Raw genomic sequence first — 14,814 nt, 5'->3', positions numbered from 1 at the left:
TCGGCCCAGGCGGCCGGACCGCGGGTCCTGGCCTTCGATCAGTGCGCCGACCAGTACGTCCTGGCGCTCAGCCCCCCGCGCGGCCATCGTCGGCCTCTCCACCCGCGCCGACGACGCGGATTCCCTCCTGCGCGCCCGGGCCGCCGGCCTGCCGCGCCGCCGGGTCGACCTGGAATCCGCGATCGCCGTCCGCCCTCAGGTCGTCGTCCGCTACTGGGGCGGCGATCCGCGCCTGGTCGCGGCCCTGGAGGCCCGCGGGGTGCGTGTCGTCACCATCGACGAGGCCGCCGATTTCGCCGGCGTCCGCGCCAACATCCGCAAGGTGGCCCAGGCGTTGGCCCAGCCGGCCAGGGGCGAGGCCCTGGTGCGCGACATGGATGGGCGCCTCGCCCGCGCCCGGGGCGCCTGGGGCGGCGACAGCGTGCTCTACCTGACCCCCAGCGGCGTCACCGCCGGCCCCGGCACCCTGGTCGATGCGACGCTTGCGGCCGCCGGGCTGACCAACGCCGAGACCCGCCCGGGTTACCAGACCGTCTCCCTGGAGGGCCTGGCGCTCGATCCGCCGAAGCGCGTGGTGCTGGGCTTCTTCGACAGCTTCCAGGCCGCCGGCGACGCCTGGGGCCCGGGCCGCCACCGGGTCCTGAAGCGGGTGGCGCGCGAGCGCGCCGTCGCCAGCCTGCCGGGCGCGACGCTCTCCTGTCCCTTCTGGGGCGCGGCCGAGGCCGCCGAGATCCTGGCCGCCGCCGCGCCGTCGCGGGGGTCTCGTTGAGAGCCGCCGTCCTGAACCTCTCGCTCGTCGCCGGCCTGCTGGTCCTGCTCGCCGCCGGCGTCCTGCTGGGCGAGACCGCGCTGACCTCGGCGCAGCTCGCCCAGGCCTTCGCCGACCCTGCGTCCGGCCCGCACGAGGTCCTCTTCGCCATCCGCCTGCCGCGCACCGTCTGCGCCGCGGTGGTGGGCGCCGCCCTCGGCCTTTCCGGCGCGGTCCTGCAGGGGGCTGCTGCGCAATCCGCTGGCGGATCCGGGCGTGCTGGGCGTGGCCGGCGGGGCCGGGCTGGGCGCGGCCCTGGCCATCGCCTTCGGCCTCGCCGCCATTCCGGGCGGGGTGGAGGCGGCCGCGCTCGCCGCGGCGCTCGCCGTCGGCCTGCTGCTCACCGCCGTCGCGGCCCGGTTCCGGGAGCCGGAGACCCTGATCCTGTTCGGCGTGGCGCTCTCGGCCTTTACCGGGGCGCTCACCTCCCTGGTGTTCAACTTCGCCCCGTCCCCGGTGACGCTCGCCGAGGTGTTCGCCTGGCTGCTCGGCTCCGTGCAGAACCGCGACTGGGAGGACATCGGCCGCGCCCTGATCCCCATGGCCGCCGGCGTAGGGCTCTGCCTCTACGCCGCCCGGGGCCTCGTGATGCTGACGCTGGGCGAGGAGACCGCCGCGCTCTCCGGCCTGCCGATGCAGCGGCTCCGGACCGCCGCCGTGGCCGGCGCCTCGCTGCTCACCGGCGCCGCCGTCGCCGTCGCCGGCATCGTCGGCTTCGTGGGCCTGGCCGCTCCGCACCTGGTCCGGGCCGGCGTGGGCGCCGATCCCGGGAAGGCGCTCGCGCCCTCGGCGCTGGCCGGTGCGGTGCTGCTGGTCGCCGCCGACCTCGCCGCCCGGCTGATCCCCACCGACCTGGAGCTGAAGCTCGGCGTGGTCACCGCGCTGTTCGGCGGGCCGCTCTTCGCCCTGATCGCCTGGCGCGCGGCGCGGAGCTGGCGCGGATGACGCCCGTCCAGACCCTGACCGACGCCGTCGTCCATCGCGGACCGCAGACCGTCCTCGACCGGGCCTCGCTCGCCGTGCGGCCCGGCGAGCTGGTCGGCGTCGTGGGCGCCAATGGGGCCGGCAAGACCACCCTGCTGCGCGCCGCCCTCGGCCTCGCCCGCCTCGACGCCGGGACCGCGGAGCTCGCCGGCCGCGACGTCCGCCGCCTCTCCGACGCCGAGCGCGCCACGCTGGCCGCCTATTTGCCCCAGGAGCGCCGCGTGGGCTGGAACCTGCCCGCCTGGCGGGTCGCCAGCCTCGGCGCCTTCGCCCGTCCGCCGAGGGAGGCCCGCGACATGGCCTGGGCGGCGCTGGCCCGCGTGGGCCTTGTGGGCCTGGAGACCCGGGGCGTGCTCGACATGTCCGGCGGCGAGCGGGCCCGCGCGCTGCTCGCCCGCCTGCTGGTCACCGGCGCGCCCCTGCTGGTCGCCGATGAGCCCGCCGCCGGCCTCGATCCCGACGCCCAGCTCCTCGCTCTCGATCTCTTCCGCGAGGAGGCCGCACGCGGGGCAGGGGTGGTGCTCACCCTCCATGACCTCGGCCTCGCCGCCCGGGCCTGCGACCGCCTCGTGGTGCTGCATCAGGGACGCGTCGTCGCCGACGGCCCGCCACAAGCGGCCCTGTCTCCCGACGTCCTCGCCCGCGCCTTCGCCCTCGACGGCGCCTTGGCGCAGAGCGATCACGGCCTCATCCTCGCCGCGGGGAGGGCCAGGCCATGACCTTCGCGAAATGGGTGTTCACGCTGGGCGGCCTCTTCGGCCTCCTGATGATCACGCCGCTGTTCTTCCTGGAGGAGCGGATGGCCGCCATGGCCGGCGGCCCGCTGACCCACCCGGAGAACTACTACGGCTTCCTCTCGGTCACCTTCGCCTGGCAGCTCGTCTACCTGGTGATCGGCCGCAATCCCGCGCCCTACCGCCCGATCATGCTGCTGGGCGCGCTCGGCAAGGTGATGTTCGCCGGCCTCTGCTGGTGGCTGGTCGCCGAGGGCCGCCTCGACGCCCAGGTGGCGCTCATCTCCAGCTCCGACCTCGTGCTGGCGGCGCTGTTCGTGGCGGCGTGGTGGAGGACCCGGCCCGCGTGAGCCCTTACGGCGCGCTCGACGCCACCTGCGTGGTCGACGGCGGCGGATAGCCGTAGCCGCCGCGGCGCAGGTCGTTGGCGAGCGTCAGCGGCACGGCGCCGCCGTGGAGCTTGGCCCGGTAGACCTGCATGCCCTCCATCACCCGCATGACGTAGTTGCGGGTCTCCGAGAACGGGATGCACTCGATGAAGTCGAGCGGATCGGTGGCGCCGCCGCGCGGGTCGCCGCAGAAGGCGGTCCACTGGGTCGGCCGTCCGGGACCGGCGTTGTAGCCGGCCGTCGCCATCACGTAGGAGCCCGAGAATTGCGTCACGAGCTGGCCGAGGAAGCTCGACCCCAGGCGCATGTTGTACTCCGGCTCGTCCAGCATGGCGGGCGCGTAGGAGACGCCGTTCCGACGGGCCACGATCTGCGCCGTAGCCGGCATGAGCTGCATCATGCCCCGCGCCCCGACGTGCGAGCGGACCAGCGGGTCGAAGCCGCTCTCCTGCCGCGTCACGCCGAGCACCAGGGCCGGCTCCGGGCCGCCCGCCACCGAAGGCGGGGTGCGATAGGGATAGCCGCGTTCGGGCAGCAGCATGTTCCGCACCGCCGCCGCGCGGGCGACCTTCATGGAGGTGTCCTGGTCGCCGTAGCCGCGCACCGCGTCCACCAGCAGCGCCTGGTCCTCGACGGTGGGCAAGGTGTCGTCCAGCGACAGCGCGAAGGCCCGGAAGAGGTCGCGGTAGCCCTGATCGTAGAACAGGCGCATGGCCTGGACGGTGTCGCGGCCCTCGAAGCGGGCGCGGTGGGACGCCGAGAGCGCCGGGTCCTTGCCGAGCTGCAGCGACATGCCGAGCTTCTCGCCGGAGAGCTGGCCGTAGAAGGTCAGATAGTGCTCGGCGCCCTTGGCGTAGAAGCCCTGGGCGGCGTTCCAGTCGCCCTTGGCCTCGGCCGCGCGGCCCTGCCAGTAGAACGCCCGGCCCAGGGTGATCGGCGACGATCCGATCCGCTCGATGGCCGCGAAGTGCTTCGCCGCCCGGTCCGGGTCCTTGAGCTTCGACAGTGCGATCCAGCCGGCGAAGAACTCGGCGTCCGTGGCGTCCGAGCCGCTGGTCAGCCCGCTGTTGGCCGCCGCGGCGTAGGCGCCCTGGGCGTCCCCGTTGCGCATGGCCGTGAGGAGGAGACGTCGCCGTTCGCTCCAGATCAGGCTCGCCTGGTCGTCCGTGCTCACCGACTTGGGGGAAGTACGGCAGCTGCTGCGCGGCCAGGCTGTCCAGTCCGCCCTTCCGCAGGAAGCTCGCCCGCTCCACCGCCACGCCCGGGCTCTGGGCCAGGGCCGGGGGCAGGGCGTTGACCAACTGGGTGGCGTTCGCCGCGCCGGAGCGCAGGGCGATCCGCGCCATCGCCGCCTGCTGCTGGTCGGCGGGCAGCAGGGCGACCACGTCGCGGGTCGCCGGCCCCTGCGGGCCATAGAGCAGGATGTCCGCGCGGCGGACGTGGTCGTCGACCGTCAGAACGTCGCCGAACCGGGCCAGCATGCTGCGCTGGGCGTCGGCCTCGAAGCTCCTGTCGCGCCACCAGCGGCGGATCAACGCCGCGGCCTCGGCGCTCTTGCCTTCCGTGCGCCAGGCGGACGCCAGGGCGATCGCGCCCTCGGCGGTGGCGGGCTCGCGGCCAGCGAACCAGTCGACGATCTGGCGGGGGCTCTTGCCCGAGGTCTCGATCAGCTTCTCGGCGGCCTGGTTCCGGCGCGCTTCGCGCGGCCAGCCGGCCAGCTCGCGCCGGGCGTGGTCCGCCTCGTGGAAGGACAGCGCCTGGCTGTTGGCGTCGACCAGCGCCCAGGTGGCCGCCTTCCGGGCCAGCGAATCATGGATCTGGGCGATGGCCGCCCTGGCGCCGGCCACATCGGCCTTGCGGGCCGAATCGACCGCGCGGCGGAAGTTGGCGGCGTCGGCGTCGGAGAGCGGCCGGCGCACGGTCTGGTGGCTCGTCACCGGCCCGGGAGCCTCGGCCGGGGCCTGGGCGATCAGGTCGCCCAAGGGGTCTTCCCCCTGCGACTGGGCGCGGGCCAGCGTCCCCGCCAGCAGGATGACACTCGACAGCAGAAGCGCTTTACGGACCTTGGCGTGCAACTCTCGCCCCCTGACCGGAACGTGACATCGAGATTGCGGGTCGCGCCCGCAACCCGATATTGTCCGGCAAATTCTGAACGTCGCTTAACAAGCGCCTCATTCACGGCTTTTTGCAGACCATGCCCGACCCTTTGTTCCGGGGCGTCCTTCCGGCGCTTGTGACCCCGTTCCGCAACGGCGCGGTGGACGAGGACGCCTTCGTGGCGCTCGTGGAGCGCCAGATCGAGGGCGGGGTCCACGGCCTCGTGCCCGTCGGCACCACCGGCGAGACCGCGACGCTCAGCCATGAGGAGCACCGCCGCGTGGTGGAGCTCTGCGTCGAGACCGCCAGGGGCCGCGTGCCCGTGGTCGCCGGCGCCGGCTCCAACTCCACCGCCGAGGCCATCGAGCTCGTCCGGCACGCCAAGGCGATCGGCGCCGACGCGGCCCTGGTCGTGACGCCCTACTACAACCGGCCGAGCCAGGAGGGCCTCTACGCCCATTTCGCGGCGATCAACGACGCGGTCCAGCTTCCGGTGCTCGTCTACAACGTGCCCGGCCGCACCAGCGTCGACATCTCCAACGAGGTGCTCGCCCGCCTCTCGAAGCTCCCGAACATCGTGGGGATCAAGGACGCCACCGGCGACCTCGCCCGCGCCAGCCAGCAGCGCGTCCAGTGCGGCGAGGACTGGGTGATGCTCTCCGGCGACGACCCCACCGCGCTGGGCTACATGGCCCACGGCGGCCACGGCTGCATCTCGGTGACCGCCAATGTCGCGCCCGAGGCCTGCGCCAACTTCTTCAACGACTGCCTGTCCGGCCAGTGGCCGGGCGCCCTGCAGGCCCAGGACCGGCTGATCCGCCTGCACAAGGCGCTGTTCTCGGACGCCTCGCCGGCCCCCACCAAGTTCGCGCTGGCCCACCTCGGCCTCTGCGCCGAGGACTGCCGCCTGCCGATCGTGCCCGCTTCGGACGCCAGCAAGCGCGAGGTGCTGGAGGCGATGCGGGACGCGGGCGTGGTCTGATGGCCGACGCCAAGAAAGCCGCCCCGAAGACGATCGCCGAGAACCGCCGCGCCCGGTTCGACTACTTCCTTGAGGAGACCTTCGAGGCGGGCATCGCGCTCACCGGCTCCGAGGTGAAGAGCCTGCGCAACGGCAAGGCCAACATCGCCGAGAGCTATGCGGCGGTGGAGGGCGACCAGATCATGCTGGTGAACGCCGACATCCCGCCCTACGCCCAGGCCGGCCCGCACTTCAACCACGAGCCCCGCCGCCACCGGAAGCTGCTCCTCAAGCGCAAGCAGATCGACAAGCTGATCGGCGCCGTTCAGCGCGACGGCCGCACGATCATCCCGACGAAGCTCTACTGGAGCGACAAGGGCCTGGCGAAGCTCGAGGTGGCGCTCGCCAAGGGCAAGAAGGAGCACGACAAGCGCGAGACGGCCGCCGCCCGCGACTGGCAGCGCGACAAGGCCCGGCTCATGCGGGAAAAAGGCTGACCATGGACGTCGAGGCGATCGAACGCTCGACGGTCGCCGGCGTCGCCCCTGCCAAGGTCGTCGAGGTCGACGGCTGGCTGGCCCCGCTCGATTCGGGCGCCATCGGCCGCGCCAAGACCGCCGTCCCGCTGAGCCACGCCGCTGGCCCCGGCGCGATCAGCGAGATCGAGGCGGCCTACTGGACCGAGGGCCTGTCGCCGGCCTTCCGCATCGCCGACGTTCCCGGCCTGAAGGCGGTCCGCGACGCCCTGACCACCCGCGGCTACGTCGCCGCCAAGCCGACCATCGTGACGATCGGCGACGTGGAGCGCCTCGCCCGGCTCCGCGACCAGCCCGGCGAGATCGTCGCGCGGCCGGATGCGGCCTGGGGCGAGGTGTTCGTCGGCGAAGGCTTCGACGTCGAGGACGGCGCGAGCCGGGTCGCCGCGCTCAGCCGCGCGCCCGACGCCCTCTATGGCCAGGTCCGCCAGGACGGCCGGACGGTGGCCGTCGGCGTGGTCACCTTCGCCCACGGCTGGGCCGGCATCCACGGCATGCGCACCGACGCCCGCCGGCGCGGGCAGGGGTTGGCCAGCCAGGTGCTGGCCGCGCTCGGCCGGGCGATCCTCGAGCGCGGCGTCGAGAACGTCTATCTGCAGGTCGAGGAGCCGAACCCGGCCCGCTCGCTCTACCGAAAGGCCGGCTTCACCGACGCCTGGCGCTACCACTACTGGACCCGCTGAGCACCGCGGGACGACGCCCGGCTAGGCCCGGACCGGCGCCGGCTGGCCGTCGATGGCGGGGAGGGTCTCGTCGATGCAGGCCCAGCTCGGGGCCGACGCCCGCCAGATGATGCTCTGAGGCGCGCCCAGCTCCGGATCGTCCAGGGCGCCCACCCGCACCACCATCACGTCGGGCCGGCTCAGCGCTTCGCTGAAGAGCTGGGTCCCGCAGGCGGGGCAGAAGGTGCGGCGCATCTCACTGCCGCTGTCGGCGACGCTCTCGTAGCCGCGCGTCTCGCCGGTGACCTCGAACCCCTCTGTGGGGACGATGATGTTCACCGAGGCGCTGCCGCAGGCCAGGTGCTGGCACACCCGGCACCAGCAGGCGCGCGCCGCCAGGGGCTGGCGTTCGGTGCGGAACCGCACCAGGCCGCAGAGGCAGGCGCCGGTCAGGGTCATGAGGTCCTCGCGGGGATGAGCGCGGTCACCGTCACCTCGGTCCGGATCCGGAAGCCGAGGGTCTCGTAGAGGCCGATGGCCCCGGTGTTGGTCGCGTAGGCGTGCAGGAACGGCGTCTCGCCGCGGTCGAGAATCCGCCCCGCCACATGGCGCATCAGCCCGGCCGCATAGCCCTGGCCCCGATGCTCGGGCAGGGTGCAGACGCCGCTCACCTCGGTGAAGCCCTCGGGGCGCAGCCGCTCGCCGGCCATGGCGATGAGCCTGCCGTCCCGGCGCACGCCCACGAAATCGCCGAGCTGGTGGGTCCGGGCCGCGAACGGGCCGGGCTTCGTGAGTAACGCCAGCTCCAGCATTTCGGGCGCGTCCGCGTCGGCCAGCGCCTCGAACGCGAAGGCCGGTGGCCCGGCCGGCGTCAGGCGGTCGGCGACCATCTGCATGCCCTTGGCCTCGGTGATCGTCTCGGTCCCCGGCACGGGGGCGGCGCCCACCTCCATCCGCCAGGATTCGCCGTGCATCCGGACGAGCTCGGCCAGGGCCTCCAGGCTCGCCGGGCTGTCGTCCTCGGCGGCCACGAACACGCCCACGTCGGCTGCGATCCGCCGGGCCGGGCCATCGCCCAGGGCGAAGCCCGACTGCCGGCCGGAAAGCGCGGTCCAGATCGGCCGGTCGAGGGGGTGGCGGGAGCTCATCGACCCTCAGATAGCGCCAGCGTGGCCGCCGTCCAGCCTGGACGGAGATCGAAGTCCGATACACGCTTGAAAGCGCCGCCGTGGCCGCCCATCTGAGCCGGATATGATGGTCATCATATAACCAGATCGCCAGGAGCTTCCCCATGTCCAAGCCCACCGTCCTGATCACCGGCGCCTCCACGGGCATCGGGGCCACCTACGCCGACCGCTTCGCCCGCCGCGGCCACGCGCTCGTCCTCGTCGCGCGCGACGTGGCCAAGCTCGAGGCCCTCGCCGCGAAGCTCCGCGCCGAGGCCGGCGTCGCCGTCGACGTCCTGCCCGCCGACCTCACCGATCCCGCCGACGTGGCGAAGGTCGAGGCTCGCCTGGCCGACGACGCCGCGATCGGCGTCCTGATCAACAACGCCGGCGCCTCGCTGCCCGGCGCCTTCACCCAGCAGTCCGGCGCGGACGTCGCCCGGCTGGTGGCGCTGAACATCTCCGCCGTCACCGTGCTCGCCAATGCCGCCGCCCGCCGCTTCGCCGCCGAAGGGCAGGGGGCCATCGTCAATATCGGCTCGGTGGTGGGCCTCGCGCCCGAGTTCGCCATGGCCGTCTACGGCGGCTCCAAGGCCTATGTCCTGCACTTCAGCCAGGCCCTGCAGGCCGAGCTGGGCCCCAAGGGGGTCTATGTCCAGGCGGTGCTGCCCGCCGCCACCCGCACGGAGATCTGGAAAAAGTCCGGCCGCGACGCCGACCAGATCCCCGGCCTGATGGAGGTGGACGACCTCGTGGATGCCGCCCTGGTCGGCTTCGACCGCCGCGAGCCCGTCACCATCCCTCCGCTACCGGACCACGCGGCCTTCGAGGCCTTCGACAACGCCCGCAAGGCGATGCTCCCCGGCTTCGGCAACGCCAAGCCCGGCGCGCGGTATCGGGCGAACGAGCCCGCCTGACCCTTACCCGCTCATCCCGGCGAAGGCCGGGATCCAGATCCGAAAGCCCGAGGCGGCCTGGACGGGCTCGGAGCGACGGGAGCGCACGTCTGAGTCATTCCATCTGGGTCCCGGCTTTCGCCGGGATGAGCGGAATTGGAGGCCCTACTTCGCCAGGTCCTTCAGCAGGCTTTCCCAGTGGTCGAGCGCGCCGTCGATGGCGGCCACCGGCGCGCGCTCGTTCAGGCCGTGGGCGAAGTCGTCCGACGACTTCATGAACAGGCCCGCCACGCCGTAGCTCGGCACGCCCTGGGCCCGGAAGTGCATCGAATCCGTCGCCCCGGCCGACATCGACGGCACGATGGTCAGCCCCGGGTAGCGGGCGTTCACCGCCTTCTTCACCGCCGCCATCACGTCGGGGCGCAGCGGCGAAGCCGGGCTGTCGATCGCCCCGTCGCCGGTCACCCGCTCGATCTTCACCGCCGGGTCGGCGATCACGCCGGCCAGCTCCTGCCGCACGCTCTCGCTGGGCGTGCCCGGGAAGATCCGGCAGTTGATGTTCGCCGTGGCCCGCTGGGGCAGGGCGTTGGGGGCATGGCCGCCCGCCACCTGGGTCGCCACGCAGGTGGTGCGAAGCTGGCCCACATATTCCGGATCGGCGGCCAGCTCGGCGACCGCGTCCTTGTCCTCGGGGTTGGCCACATAGCGCTTCATGGCCTCGCCGGCCGCGCCATCCGTCTTGGGCGCGCTCGCCCGGAAGTAGGCGTCGGTCAGCTCCGAGCGCATCACCGGGAACGAATAGGCCCCGATCTTCTCAAGAGCCTTGGCCAGGGTGTTGATCGCATTGGTCTTTCCGGGGCGGCTGGAGTGGCCGCCGGGGTCCGTCACCGTGAGCGTGAAGTCCGCGTAGGTCTTCTCGCCGGCCTGCAGGCCATAGACCACCGGCTGGCCCTTCTCGTCGAGCAGGCCGCCGCCGCCGTCGGCGTTCAGCGCCATCTCCGCGCCCTTAAGCTCGGCGGCCAGCTTCTGGGTCGTCGCCATGGCCGTCTCCTCGTCGCCGGAGAGCGCCAGGATCACGTCGCGGCCGGGCGTCCAGCCGGCGCGCTTCAGCTTCACGAGCGTCGCCACCGCCATGGAGACGTCGAACTTGTTGTCCACCGAGCCCCGCCCATAGACGTAGCCGTTCTCGACGACGGGCGTGAACGGGTCGCGGGTCCAGTCCTCGCGCTTGGCCTCCACCACGTCCATGTGGCCGAGGATGACGATCGGCTTCTTCGTGCGGTCGCGGCCCGGATAGCGGGCGGTCATGTAGGCCGTTCCGTCCGACGGCGTGATCTTGATGTCCGCCGGGTTGAACCCCGCCTTCACCAGCCGCGCCTTGATGGCCTCGGCGTAGGCGACCGCCTGGTCCGGGTGGCCGATCACCGTGCGGAACGCCACCGCCTGCGTCAGGATCTCCAGCGCCTCGGCGTGTTCTGCGGGCGTGGGCTTGGCGGCCGCCGGAGCGGCCAGGCAGGCGAGGGCGGCGGCCACGGCCGCGGTCGACATCAGACGCAAACGGAAACTCCCCGGACTTGAATGCGCCGGGACGCTACGCCGTCAAAGCGGCGCTCCGCTAGCCCCCATAGGTCCCGGGGATCTGCTTCACCCCGTCGGCGATCTCGTACCAGGCAGGTTTGGACTGGACGTTCATGTGCAGCACCGGCCGCACTCCCGGATCGTCGTCCAGCGCCGAGGCCGCGATCGGGAAAAGCTCGTAGTCGTCGGACGGCTCGCCCAACGGCGACCCGCAGGTCCCGCAGAACGAGCGCACATGTTTCCAGGGTTCGTCCGGGACGTAGCGTCGGATCTGGTCCTCGCCGCTCACCAGGCGGAAGTCGGCCTTGCGCACCATCACCACGGCGGCGAAGGCGCCGGCCTGCTTCCGGCACCGCGTGCAGTGGCAGTAGCTCAGCGACCGGGGCGTCCCGGTGATCTCGAACCGCACCGCCCCGCAGAGGCAGCTACCCTTGATCGGCGTCGTCATGCCGGAACACTGCACGACCCCCGCTGCCAGCCCTGTGGCAGCAGCCTCTGGGCGGTGCTCCACATCACACGCTGTCATCCTGGATGCGGCGCAGCCCAAGACCGGGCCCATAGACAGCAATCTCTCCCAAATCCGCTCACCCCCGGCGAAAGCCGGGGCCCAAGCCGAGTCTGGGGCGGGCTGCTGCGTTGGACCGGCGCGCCTCAGCTTGGATCCCGGCTTTCGCCGGGAGGAGCGGAGGAGGGTCAGGCTTGTGAGATCAGCTCTCTTGCCCGCTGGAACACGTCCTCGAACATCGAGGGCGTCAGCCGCCCGGTGTTCGTGTTGAGTCGGGAGCAGTGGTAGCTGTTCAGCACCACATAGGGCCCCGCCTGGAACTCGCTTCCGTGCCCGGGGACGCCGGCCGACGCCTTCAGCCCCAGCGCCTTCAGGACATTGCGCCGCGAGACGTCGCCCAGCGTCACGATGACCTTGAGGTTCGGCAGGGCCGCGAGGCGCGACGTCAGGAACGGCCGGCAGTTGGCCTCCTCGATCGTCTCCGGCTTGTTGCCCGGCGGGGCGCAGCGCACCGCATTGGTGATCATGCAGTCGACGAGGGTCAGGTCGTCCTCGCCGTTCGGGTCATAGAAGCCGGTGGCGAAGCCCATCTTGATCAGGGTGGCGTAGAGCAGCACCCCCGGCGCCGTCGCCGGTGAACGGACGGCCGGTGCGGTTGGCCCCCTGGCGGCCGGGGGCCAGCCCCGCCACCAGCAACCGCGCACCGGGATCGCCGAAGCTCGCCACGGCGCCGTTGAACCATTCCGGATTGCCGGCCGCGTTGGCCGCCCGATAGGCCACCAGCCTCGGGCAGAGCGGGCAGTCGGGGGGCGCCTCGGGGGCGCCGCCACCTCAGATCTCGGCATCGGCTTCGGTGTCTTGGTCGCGTCCGGGCTCACGGTCGTGCGCGCGGCTCTCCTGGATGAAGCGCGGCAGGCGCGAGGGCCGGCCGATGATGTCGGCGAGGTCGGCGAGGTCCACGAAGGTGTCGGCCTGCCGGCGCAGGTCGTCCGAGGCCATGGGCGGCTGCGACTTCACGGTCGAGACCACCGTCACGCGGGCGCCCTTGCGCTGCACCGCCTCCACCAGGCAGCGGAAGTCCCCGTCGCCGGAGAACAGCACCAGGTGGTCGGCGTGGCCGGCCATCTCCATCATGTCGACGGCGATCTCCACGTCCATGTCGCCGCGCCAGCGTTTGCGCCCCTGGGCGTCGGTGTATTCGCGCGCCGACTTCGTCACCAGGCGGTAGCCGTTGTAGTCCAGCCAGTCGACGAGCGGCCGGATCGGCGAATACTCCTCCTGCTCGACCAGGGCGGTGTAGTAGTAGGCCCGCACGAGGACGCCGCGCTTGCGGAACTCCTCCAGGAGCTTGCGATAGTCGATATCGAAGCCAAGGCCCTTGGCGGCCGAGTAGAGGTTGGCTCCGTCGATGAACAGCGCCAGCCGGTCCGTGGGGTAGAAGGTCATAGAGACGAAGTTCCTGATGGTCCGGCCTGAGGATGCGGTGATCGTGGCGCTCGGCGGCAACCTGGCGGGTCGTTTCGCCTCGTCGGAGGCGCTGCTCGAAGCGGCTCTGGCGCTGTTCCCTCAGGCGGGATTGCCTGTCTTGGCGAGATCCGGCTGGTGGCGCTCCGCCGCCTGGCCCGACCCCTCTGCGCCTGAGTATCGCAACGGAATCGCGATTGTCGAGGCGGACCGGGGCCCGCAAGCGGTGCTGGAGAGCCTTTTGCGCCTCGAGGGCCTGCTGGGCCGGACGCGCGGCGTGAAAAACGCGCCCCGCACCCTCGACCTCGACCTCGTCGCCTACGGCCGCCAGGTGCTGGAGACGCCGGAGCTGACCCTGCCGCACCCGAGGGCCCACGAGCGGCTGTTCGTCATGGGCCCGCTCGCCGAGATCCTGCCGGAGTGGCGCCATCCGCTGCTGGGCAGCACAGCCCTCGACCTGGCGAAGTCCGCGACCGTGGGAACCGACGCTTGGCCCCTTTGACGAAAATGTCGGGGTGCTGAACTCTCGGGCGTCCTGGCCTTGAGGGCGCCGAGCGGGGCCCGCCAACGGGAGACGAACATGCGCTTCATGATCATCCGCAAGGCCGACGCCGACACCGAGGCCGGCATGCAGCCGAGCCGCGAGCTAGCCGAGACGATGATGGCCTACCACGAGGAGATGGGCCGCCATCTGAAGATCCTCGACGGCAACGGCCTGCACCCCAGCGCTACCGGTGTCCGGCTGCAGTGGAAGGGCGGCAAGCCGATCACCCTCGACGGCCCCTTCGCGGAGACCAAGGAGCTGCTCGCCGGCTATACTCTCGTCGAGGCCGACAGCCTGGAGCAGGTCATGGAATGGGCGCGCAGATGGCCCGCGGAGTGCGACGGCGGCGACGGCCTCGTCCTGGAGATCCGCCGGGTCTATGAGATGAGCGACTTCGAGGTGTTCGACGACGAGCTGCAGGCCAAGGCCGCCGCCGTCGGCGTGGGCGGCGCCTCCGCGTGAGCCTCGTCCAGGCGCCGCTGTGGCTGCAGGTCGCCCTCGTGGGCGAGGCCCTGGCGCTCGCCTGGCTCACCGGCCGCTTCGGCGGCCGGGGCCTCGTCTGGGGGCTCGCCGCCTGCGCCGGGGGCTGGTTCCTCCTGGCCGCCGCCGGGACCTTCCTGGTCACCCGCCTGGAAGGCTCCGGACCGGCGGGGGCAGGGAGGTCCTCGCCGGCTCCGCCCTCGCCACGCTGCGCCTCGCCCAGGCCGCCTGGCCGCTCCTGCTGGCCGGCGCCGCGGCGGGGGTTATGGGGCGCTGGGCCTGGCGGCGCCGCGCCGCCGGGATTTGACATTCCGGCGTCGCGACCACATCTTGGTTCTGCCATGTGTAGTTCGCACATCCGAAAGCGTCGAACGCATCACGCCGGTCGCCTGGTCGCAGGCCACTGAGCCCTGGTCCGTATTGCGCAAGCGCGCAGGGCCGGGGTCTACCTCTTCGGAACCTGAAATCTGATCGATAGCGGCGCGCAAATCCGCGCAGCCGCATGATGATCACTTTCCCTTTTCAACACTGATCTTCGCCGTTTCAGGCGGAGATCTCGACAAGACGCGCCCCGGCCTGGCCGGCCGGCGCGAAGGAGCTTACGCCATGTCTGTTGGCGCCCATTCCCAGAAGACCCCGCCGGTCCGCGTGACCCAGGCGGACTACGATCGCCTCGCGCCGATCGCCGAGCACTTCCACACCGAGGGCGCGGCCCTGCTGGCGCGCGAGCTCGACCGCGCCCGGGTGGTCGCCGCGCCCCGCGCCGGCGCCGCCCGCTTCGTCCGCATCGGCTCCCTCGTGGACTATCGCGACCTGCTGACCGGCCGCGGCCGCCGCGTGGAGCTGACCCTGCCGGACACGGCCGACATCGACGCCGGACGGCTCTCCGTCGCCGCGCCGGTCGGCGCGGCGCTTCTCGGCCTCTCCGAGGGCGACACCTTCGGCTGGACCGGGCGCCGGCGGCCGGCCGCACCTGATCGAGGTCCTGTGGGTCGGCGAGGCGGCCGAGG

General features: G+C 72.3%; 16 protein-coding genes and 3 pseudogenes. 12 read left to right on the top strand and 7 right to left on the bottom strand.

Going from position 1 to position 14,814, the window contains the following annotated elements:
• The first annotated feature begins 37 nt into the window (after nucleotides 1-37).
• From LRS04_RS22280 to LRS04_RS22265, 4 genes and pseudogenes are all read left to right on the top strand, one after another.
• Nucleotides 38-769 carry an ABC transporter substrate-binding protein gene (locus LRS04_RS22280; RefSeq protein WP_308238413.1) on the top strand — a complete coding sequence of 244 codons (732 nt, stop codon included), beginning with the start codon at nucleotides 38-40 and terminating at the stop codon, nucleotides 767-769.
• Nucleotides 766-1,753, top strand: a pseudogene (locus tag LRS04_RS22275) (FecCD family ABC transporter permease). The gene LRS04_RS22280 and the pseudogene LRS04_RS22275 overlap by 4 nt, the downstream one beginning before the upstream one ends.
• Nucleotides 1,750-2,511 (top strand): ABC transporter ATP-binding protein, encoded by a 762-nt coding sequence (locus LRS04_RS22270; protein ID WP_257818257.1) that lies wholly within the window; start codon nucleotides 1,750-1,752, stop codon nucleotides 2,509-2,511. The pseudogene LRS04_RS22275 and the gene LRS04_RS22270 overlap by 4 nt, the downstream one beginning before the upstream one ends.
• Nucleotides 2,508-2,876, top strand: coding sequence for a hypothetical protein (locus tag LRS04_RS22265; protein ID WP_257818256.1), 369 nt, complete (start codon nucleotides 2,508-2,510; stop codon nucleotides 2,874-2,876). Before LRS04_RS22270 ends, LRS04_RS22265 begins: the two co-directional genes overlap by 4 nt.
• Before the next feature lie 4 nt (nucleotides 2,877-2,880).
• Here the strand turns inward: LRS04_RS22265 and LRS04_RS22260 are convergent, their stop codons facing one another.
• Nucleotides 2,881-4,089: a lytic transglycosylase domain-containing protein gene (locus LRS04_RS22260; protein ID WP_257818255.1), complete on the bottom strand. Its 1,209-nt coding sequence runs from the start codon at nucleotides 4,087-4,089 to the stop codon at nucleotides 2,881-2,883.
• Here LRS04_RS22260 and LRS04_RS22255 point away from each other — a divergent pair.
• Genes LRS04_RS22255 through LRS04_RS22240 form a run of 4 tightly spaced genes read left to right on the top strand, consistent with a single transcriptional unit; the run spans nucleotide 4,082 to nucleotide 7,192 of the window.
• The gene (locus LRS04_RS22255) at nucleotides 4,082-5,152 is read left to right on the top strand and encodes a hypothetical protein (protein WP_257818254.1); all 1,071 of its coding nucleotides are present in this window, start codon (nucleotides 4,082-4,084) and stop codon (nucleotides 5,150-5,152) included. The genes LRS04_RS22260 and LRS04_RS22255 overlap by 8 nt on opposite strands.
• On the top strand, nucleotides 5,110-5,994 hold the full coding sequence (gene dapA, locus LRS04_RS22250) for a 4-hydroxy-tetrahydrodipicolinate synthase (RefSeq protein ID WP_257818252.1): 885 nt from the start codon (nucleotides 5,110-5,112) through the stop codon (nucleotides 5,992-5,994). Before LRS04_RS22255 ends, dapA begins: the two co-directional genes overlap by 43 nt.
• Nucleotides 5,994-6,470, top strand: a complete 477-nt coding sequence (gene smpB, locus LRS04_RS22245) for an SsrA-binding protein SmpB (RefSeq protein WP_257818251.1) — start codon at nucleotides 5,994-5,996, stop codon at nucleotides 6,468-6,470. The genes dapA and smpB overlap by 1 nt, the downstream gene beginning before the upstream one ends.
• Before the next feature lie 2 nt (nucleotides 6,471-6,472).
• Complete coding sequence (locus LRS04_RS22240; RefSeq protein ID WP_257818250.1) at nucleotides 6,473-7,192, top strand: GNAT family N-acetyltransferase; 720 nt, start codon at nucleotides 6,473-6,475, stop codon at nucleotides 7,190-7,192.
• Between the two features lie 21 nt (nucleotides 7,193-7,213).
• Here LRS04_RS22240 and LRS04_RS22235 read toward each other — a convergent pair whose 3' ends face one another.
• A complete protein-coding gene (locus LRS04_RS22235; protein WP_257818249.1) occupies nucleotides 7,214-7,630 on the bottom strand; it encodes a GFA family protein in 417 nt (138 codons plus the stop codon).
• Nucleotides 7,627-8,319 (bottom strand): GNAT family N-acetyltransferase, encoded by a 693-nt coding sequence (locus tag LRS04_RS22230; RefSeq protein ID WP_257818248.1) that lies wholly within the window; start codon nucleotides 8,317-8,319, stop codon nucleotides 7,627-7,629. The genes LRS04_RS22235 and LRS04_RS22230 overlap by 4 nt, the downstream gene beginning before the upstream one ends.
• 143 nt (nucleotides 8,320-8,462) lie before the next feature.
• Here LRS04_RS22230 and LRS04_RS22225 point away from each other — a divergent pair, with 143 nt between their 5' ends.
• Nucleotides 8,463-9,254, top strand: coding sequence for an SDR family oxidoreductase (locus LRS04_RS22225; protein WP_257818247.1), 792 nt, complete (start codon nucleotides 8,463-8,465; stop codon nucleotides 9,252-9,254).
• Nucleotides 9,255-9,398: 144 nt separating this feature from the next.
• On the opposite strand, the gene LRS04_RS22220 is transcribed toward LRS04_RS22225, so the two are convergent.
• The 4 genes and pseudogenes from LRS04_RS22220 to LRS04_RS22205 all read right to left on the bottom strand — a co-directional run bounded on the left by LRS04_RS22220 (nucleotide 9,399) and on the right by LRS04_RS22205 (nucleotide 12,762).
• Nucleotides 9,399-10,781 (bottom strand): M20/M25/M40 family metallo-hydrolase, encoded by a 1,383-nt coding sequence (locus tag LRS04_RS22220; protein WP_257818246.1) that lies wholly within the window; start codon nucleotides 10,779-10,781, stop codon nucleotides 9,399-9,401.
• Between the two features lie 67 nt (nucleotides 10,782-10,848).
• Nucleotides 10,849-11,259 (bottom strand): GFA family protein, encoded by a 411-nt coding sequence (locus LRS04_RS22215; RefSeq protein WP_257818245.1) that lies wholly within the window; start codon nucleotides 11,257-11,259, stop codon nucleotides 10,849-10,851.
• Between the two features lie 245 nt (nucleotides 11,260-11,504).
• Nucleotides 11,505-12,099 (bottom strand): annotated as a pseudogene (locus tag LRS04_RS22210) (uracil-DNA glycosylase).
• Between the two features lie 48 nt (nucleotides 12,100-12,147).
• A complete protein-coding gene (locus tag LRS04_RS22205; RefSeq protein WP_257818244.1) occupies nucleotides 12,148-12,762 on the bottom strand; it encodes an NYN domain-containing protein in 615 nt (204 codons plus the stop codon).
• Between the two features lie 16 nt (nucleotides 12,763-12,778).
• On the opposite strand from LRS04_RS22205, the gene folK reads away from it, so the two are divergent.
• The 3 genes and pseudogenes from folK to LRS04_RS22190 form a co-directional block, all read left to right on the top strand.
• A complete protein-coding gene (folK, locus tag LRS04_RS22200) occupies nucleotides 12,779-13,282 on the top strand; it encodes a 2-amino-4-hydroxy-6-hydroxymethyldihydropteridine diphosphokinase (protein WP_257818243.1) in 504 nt (167 codons plus the stop codon).
• A 78-nt stretch (nucleotides 13,283-13,360) separates the two neighbouring features.
• The gene (locus LRS04_RS22195; protein ID WP_257818242.1) at nucleotides 13,361-13,786 is read left to right on the top strand and encodes a YciI family protein; all 426 of its coding nucleotides are present in this window, start codon (nucleotides 13,361-13,363) and stop codon (nucleotides 13,784-13,786) included.
• A gap of 624 nt (nucleotides 13,787-14,410) precedes the next feature.
• Nucleotides 14,411-14,746 (top strand): annotated as a pseudogene (locus tag LRS04_RS22190) (GreA/GreB family elongation factor); the annotation flags it as partial.
• Nucleotides 14,747-14,814: the final 68 nt, after the last annotated feature.

It is taken from the genome of Phenylobacterium sp. J367 (genome assembly GCF_024699985.1).
Lineage (GTDB): Bacteria > Pseudomonadota > Alphaproteobacteria > Caulobacterales > Caulobacteraceae > Phenylobacterium.
This window is presented reverse-complemented; position numbering and strand designations above follow the sequence as displayed.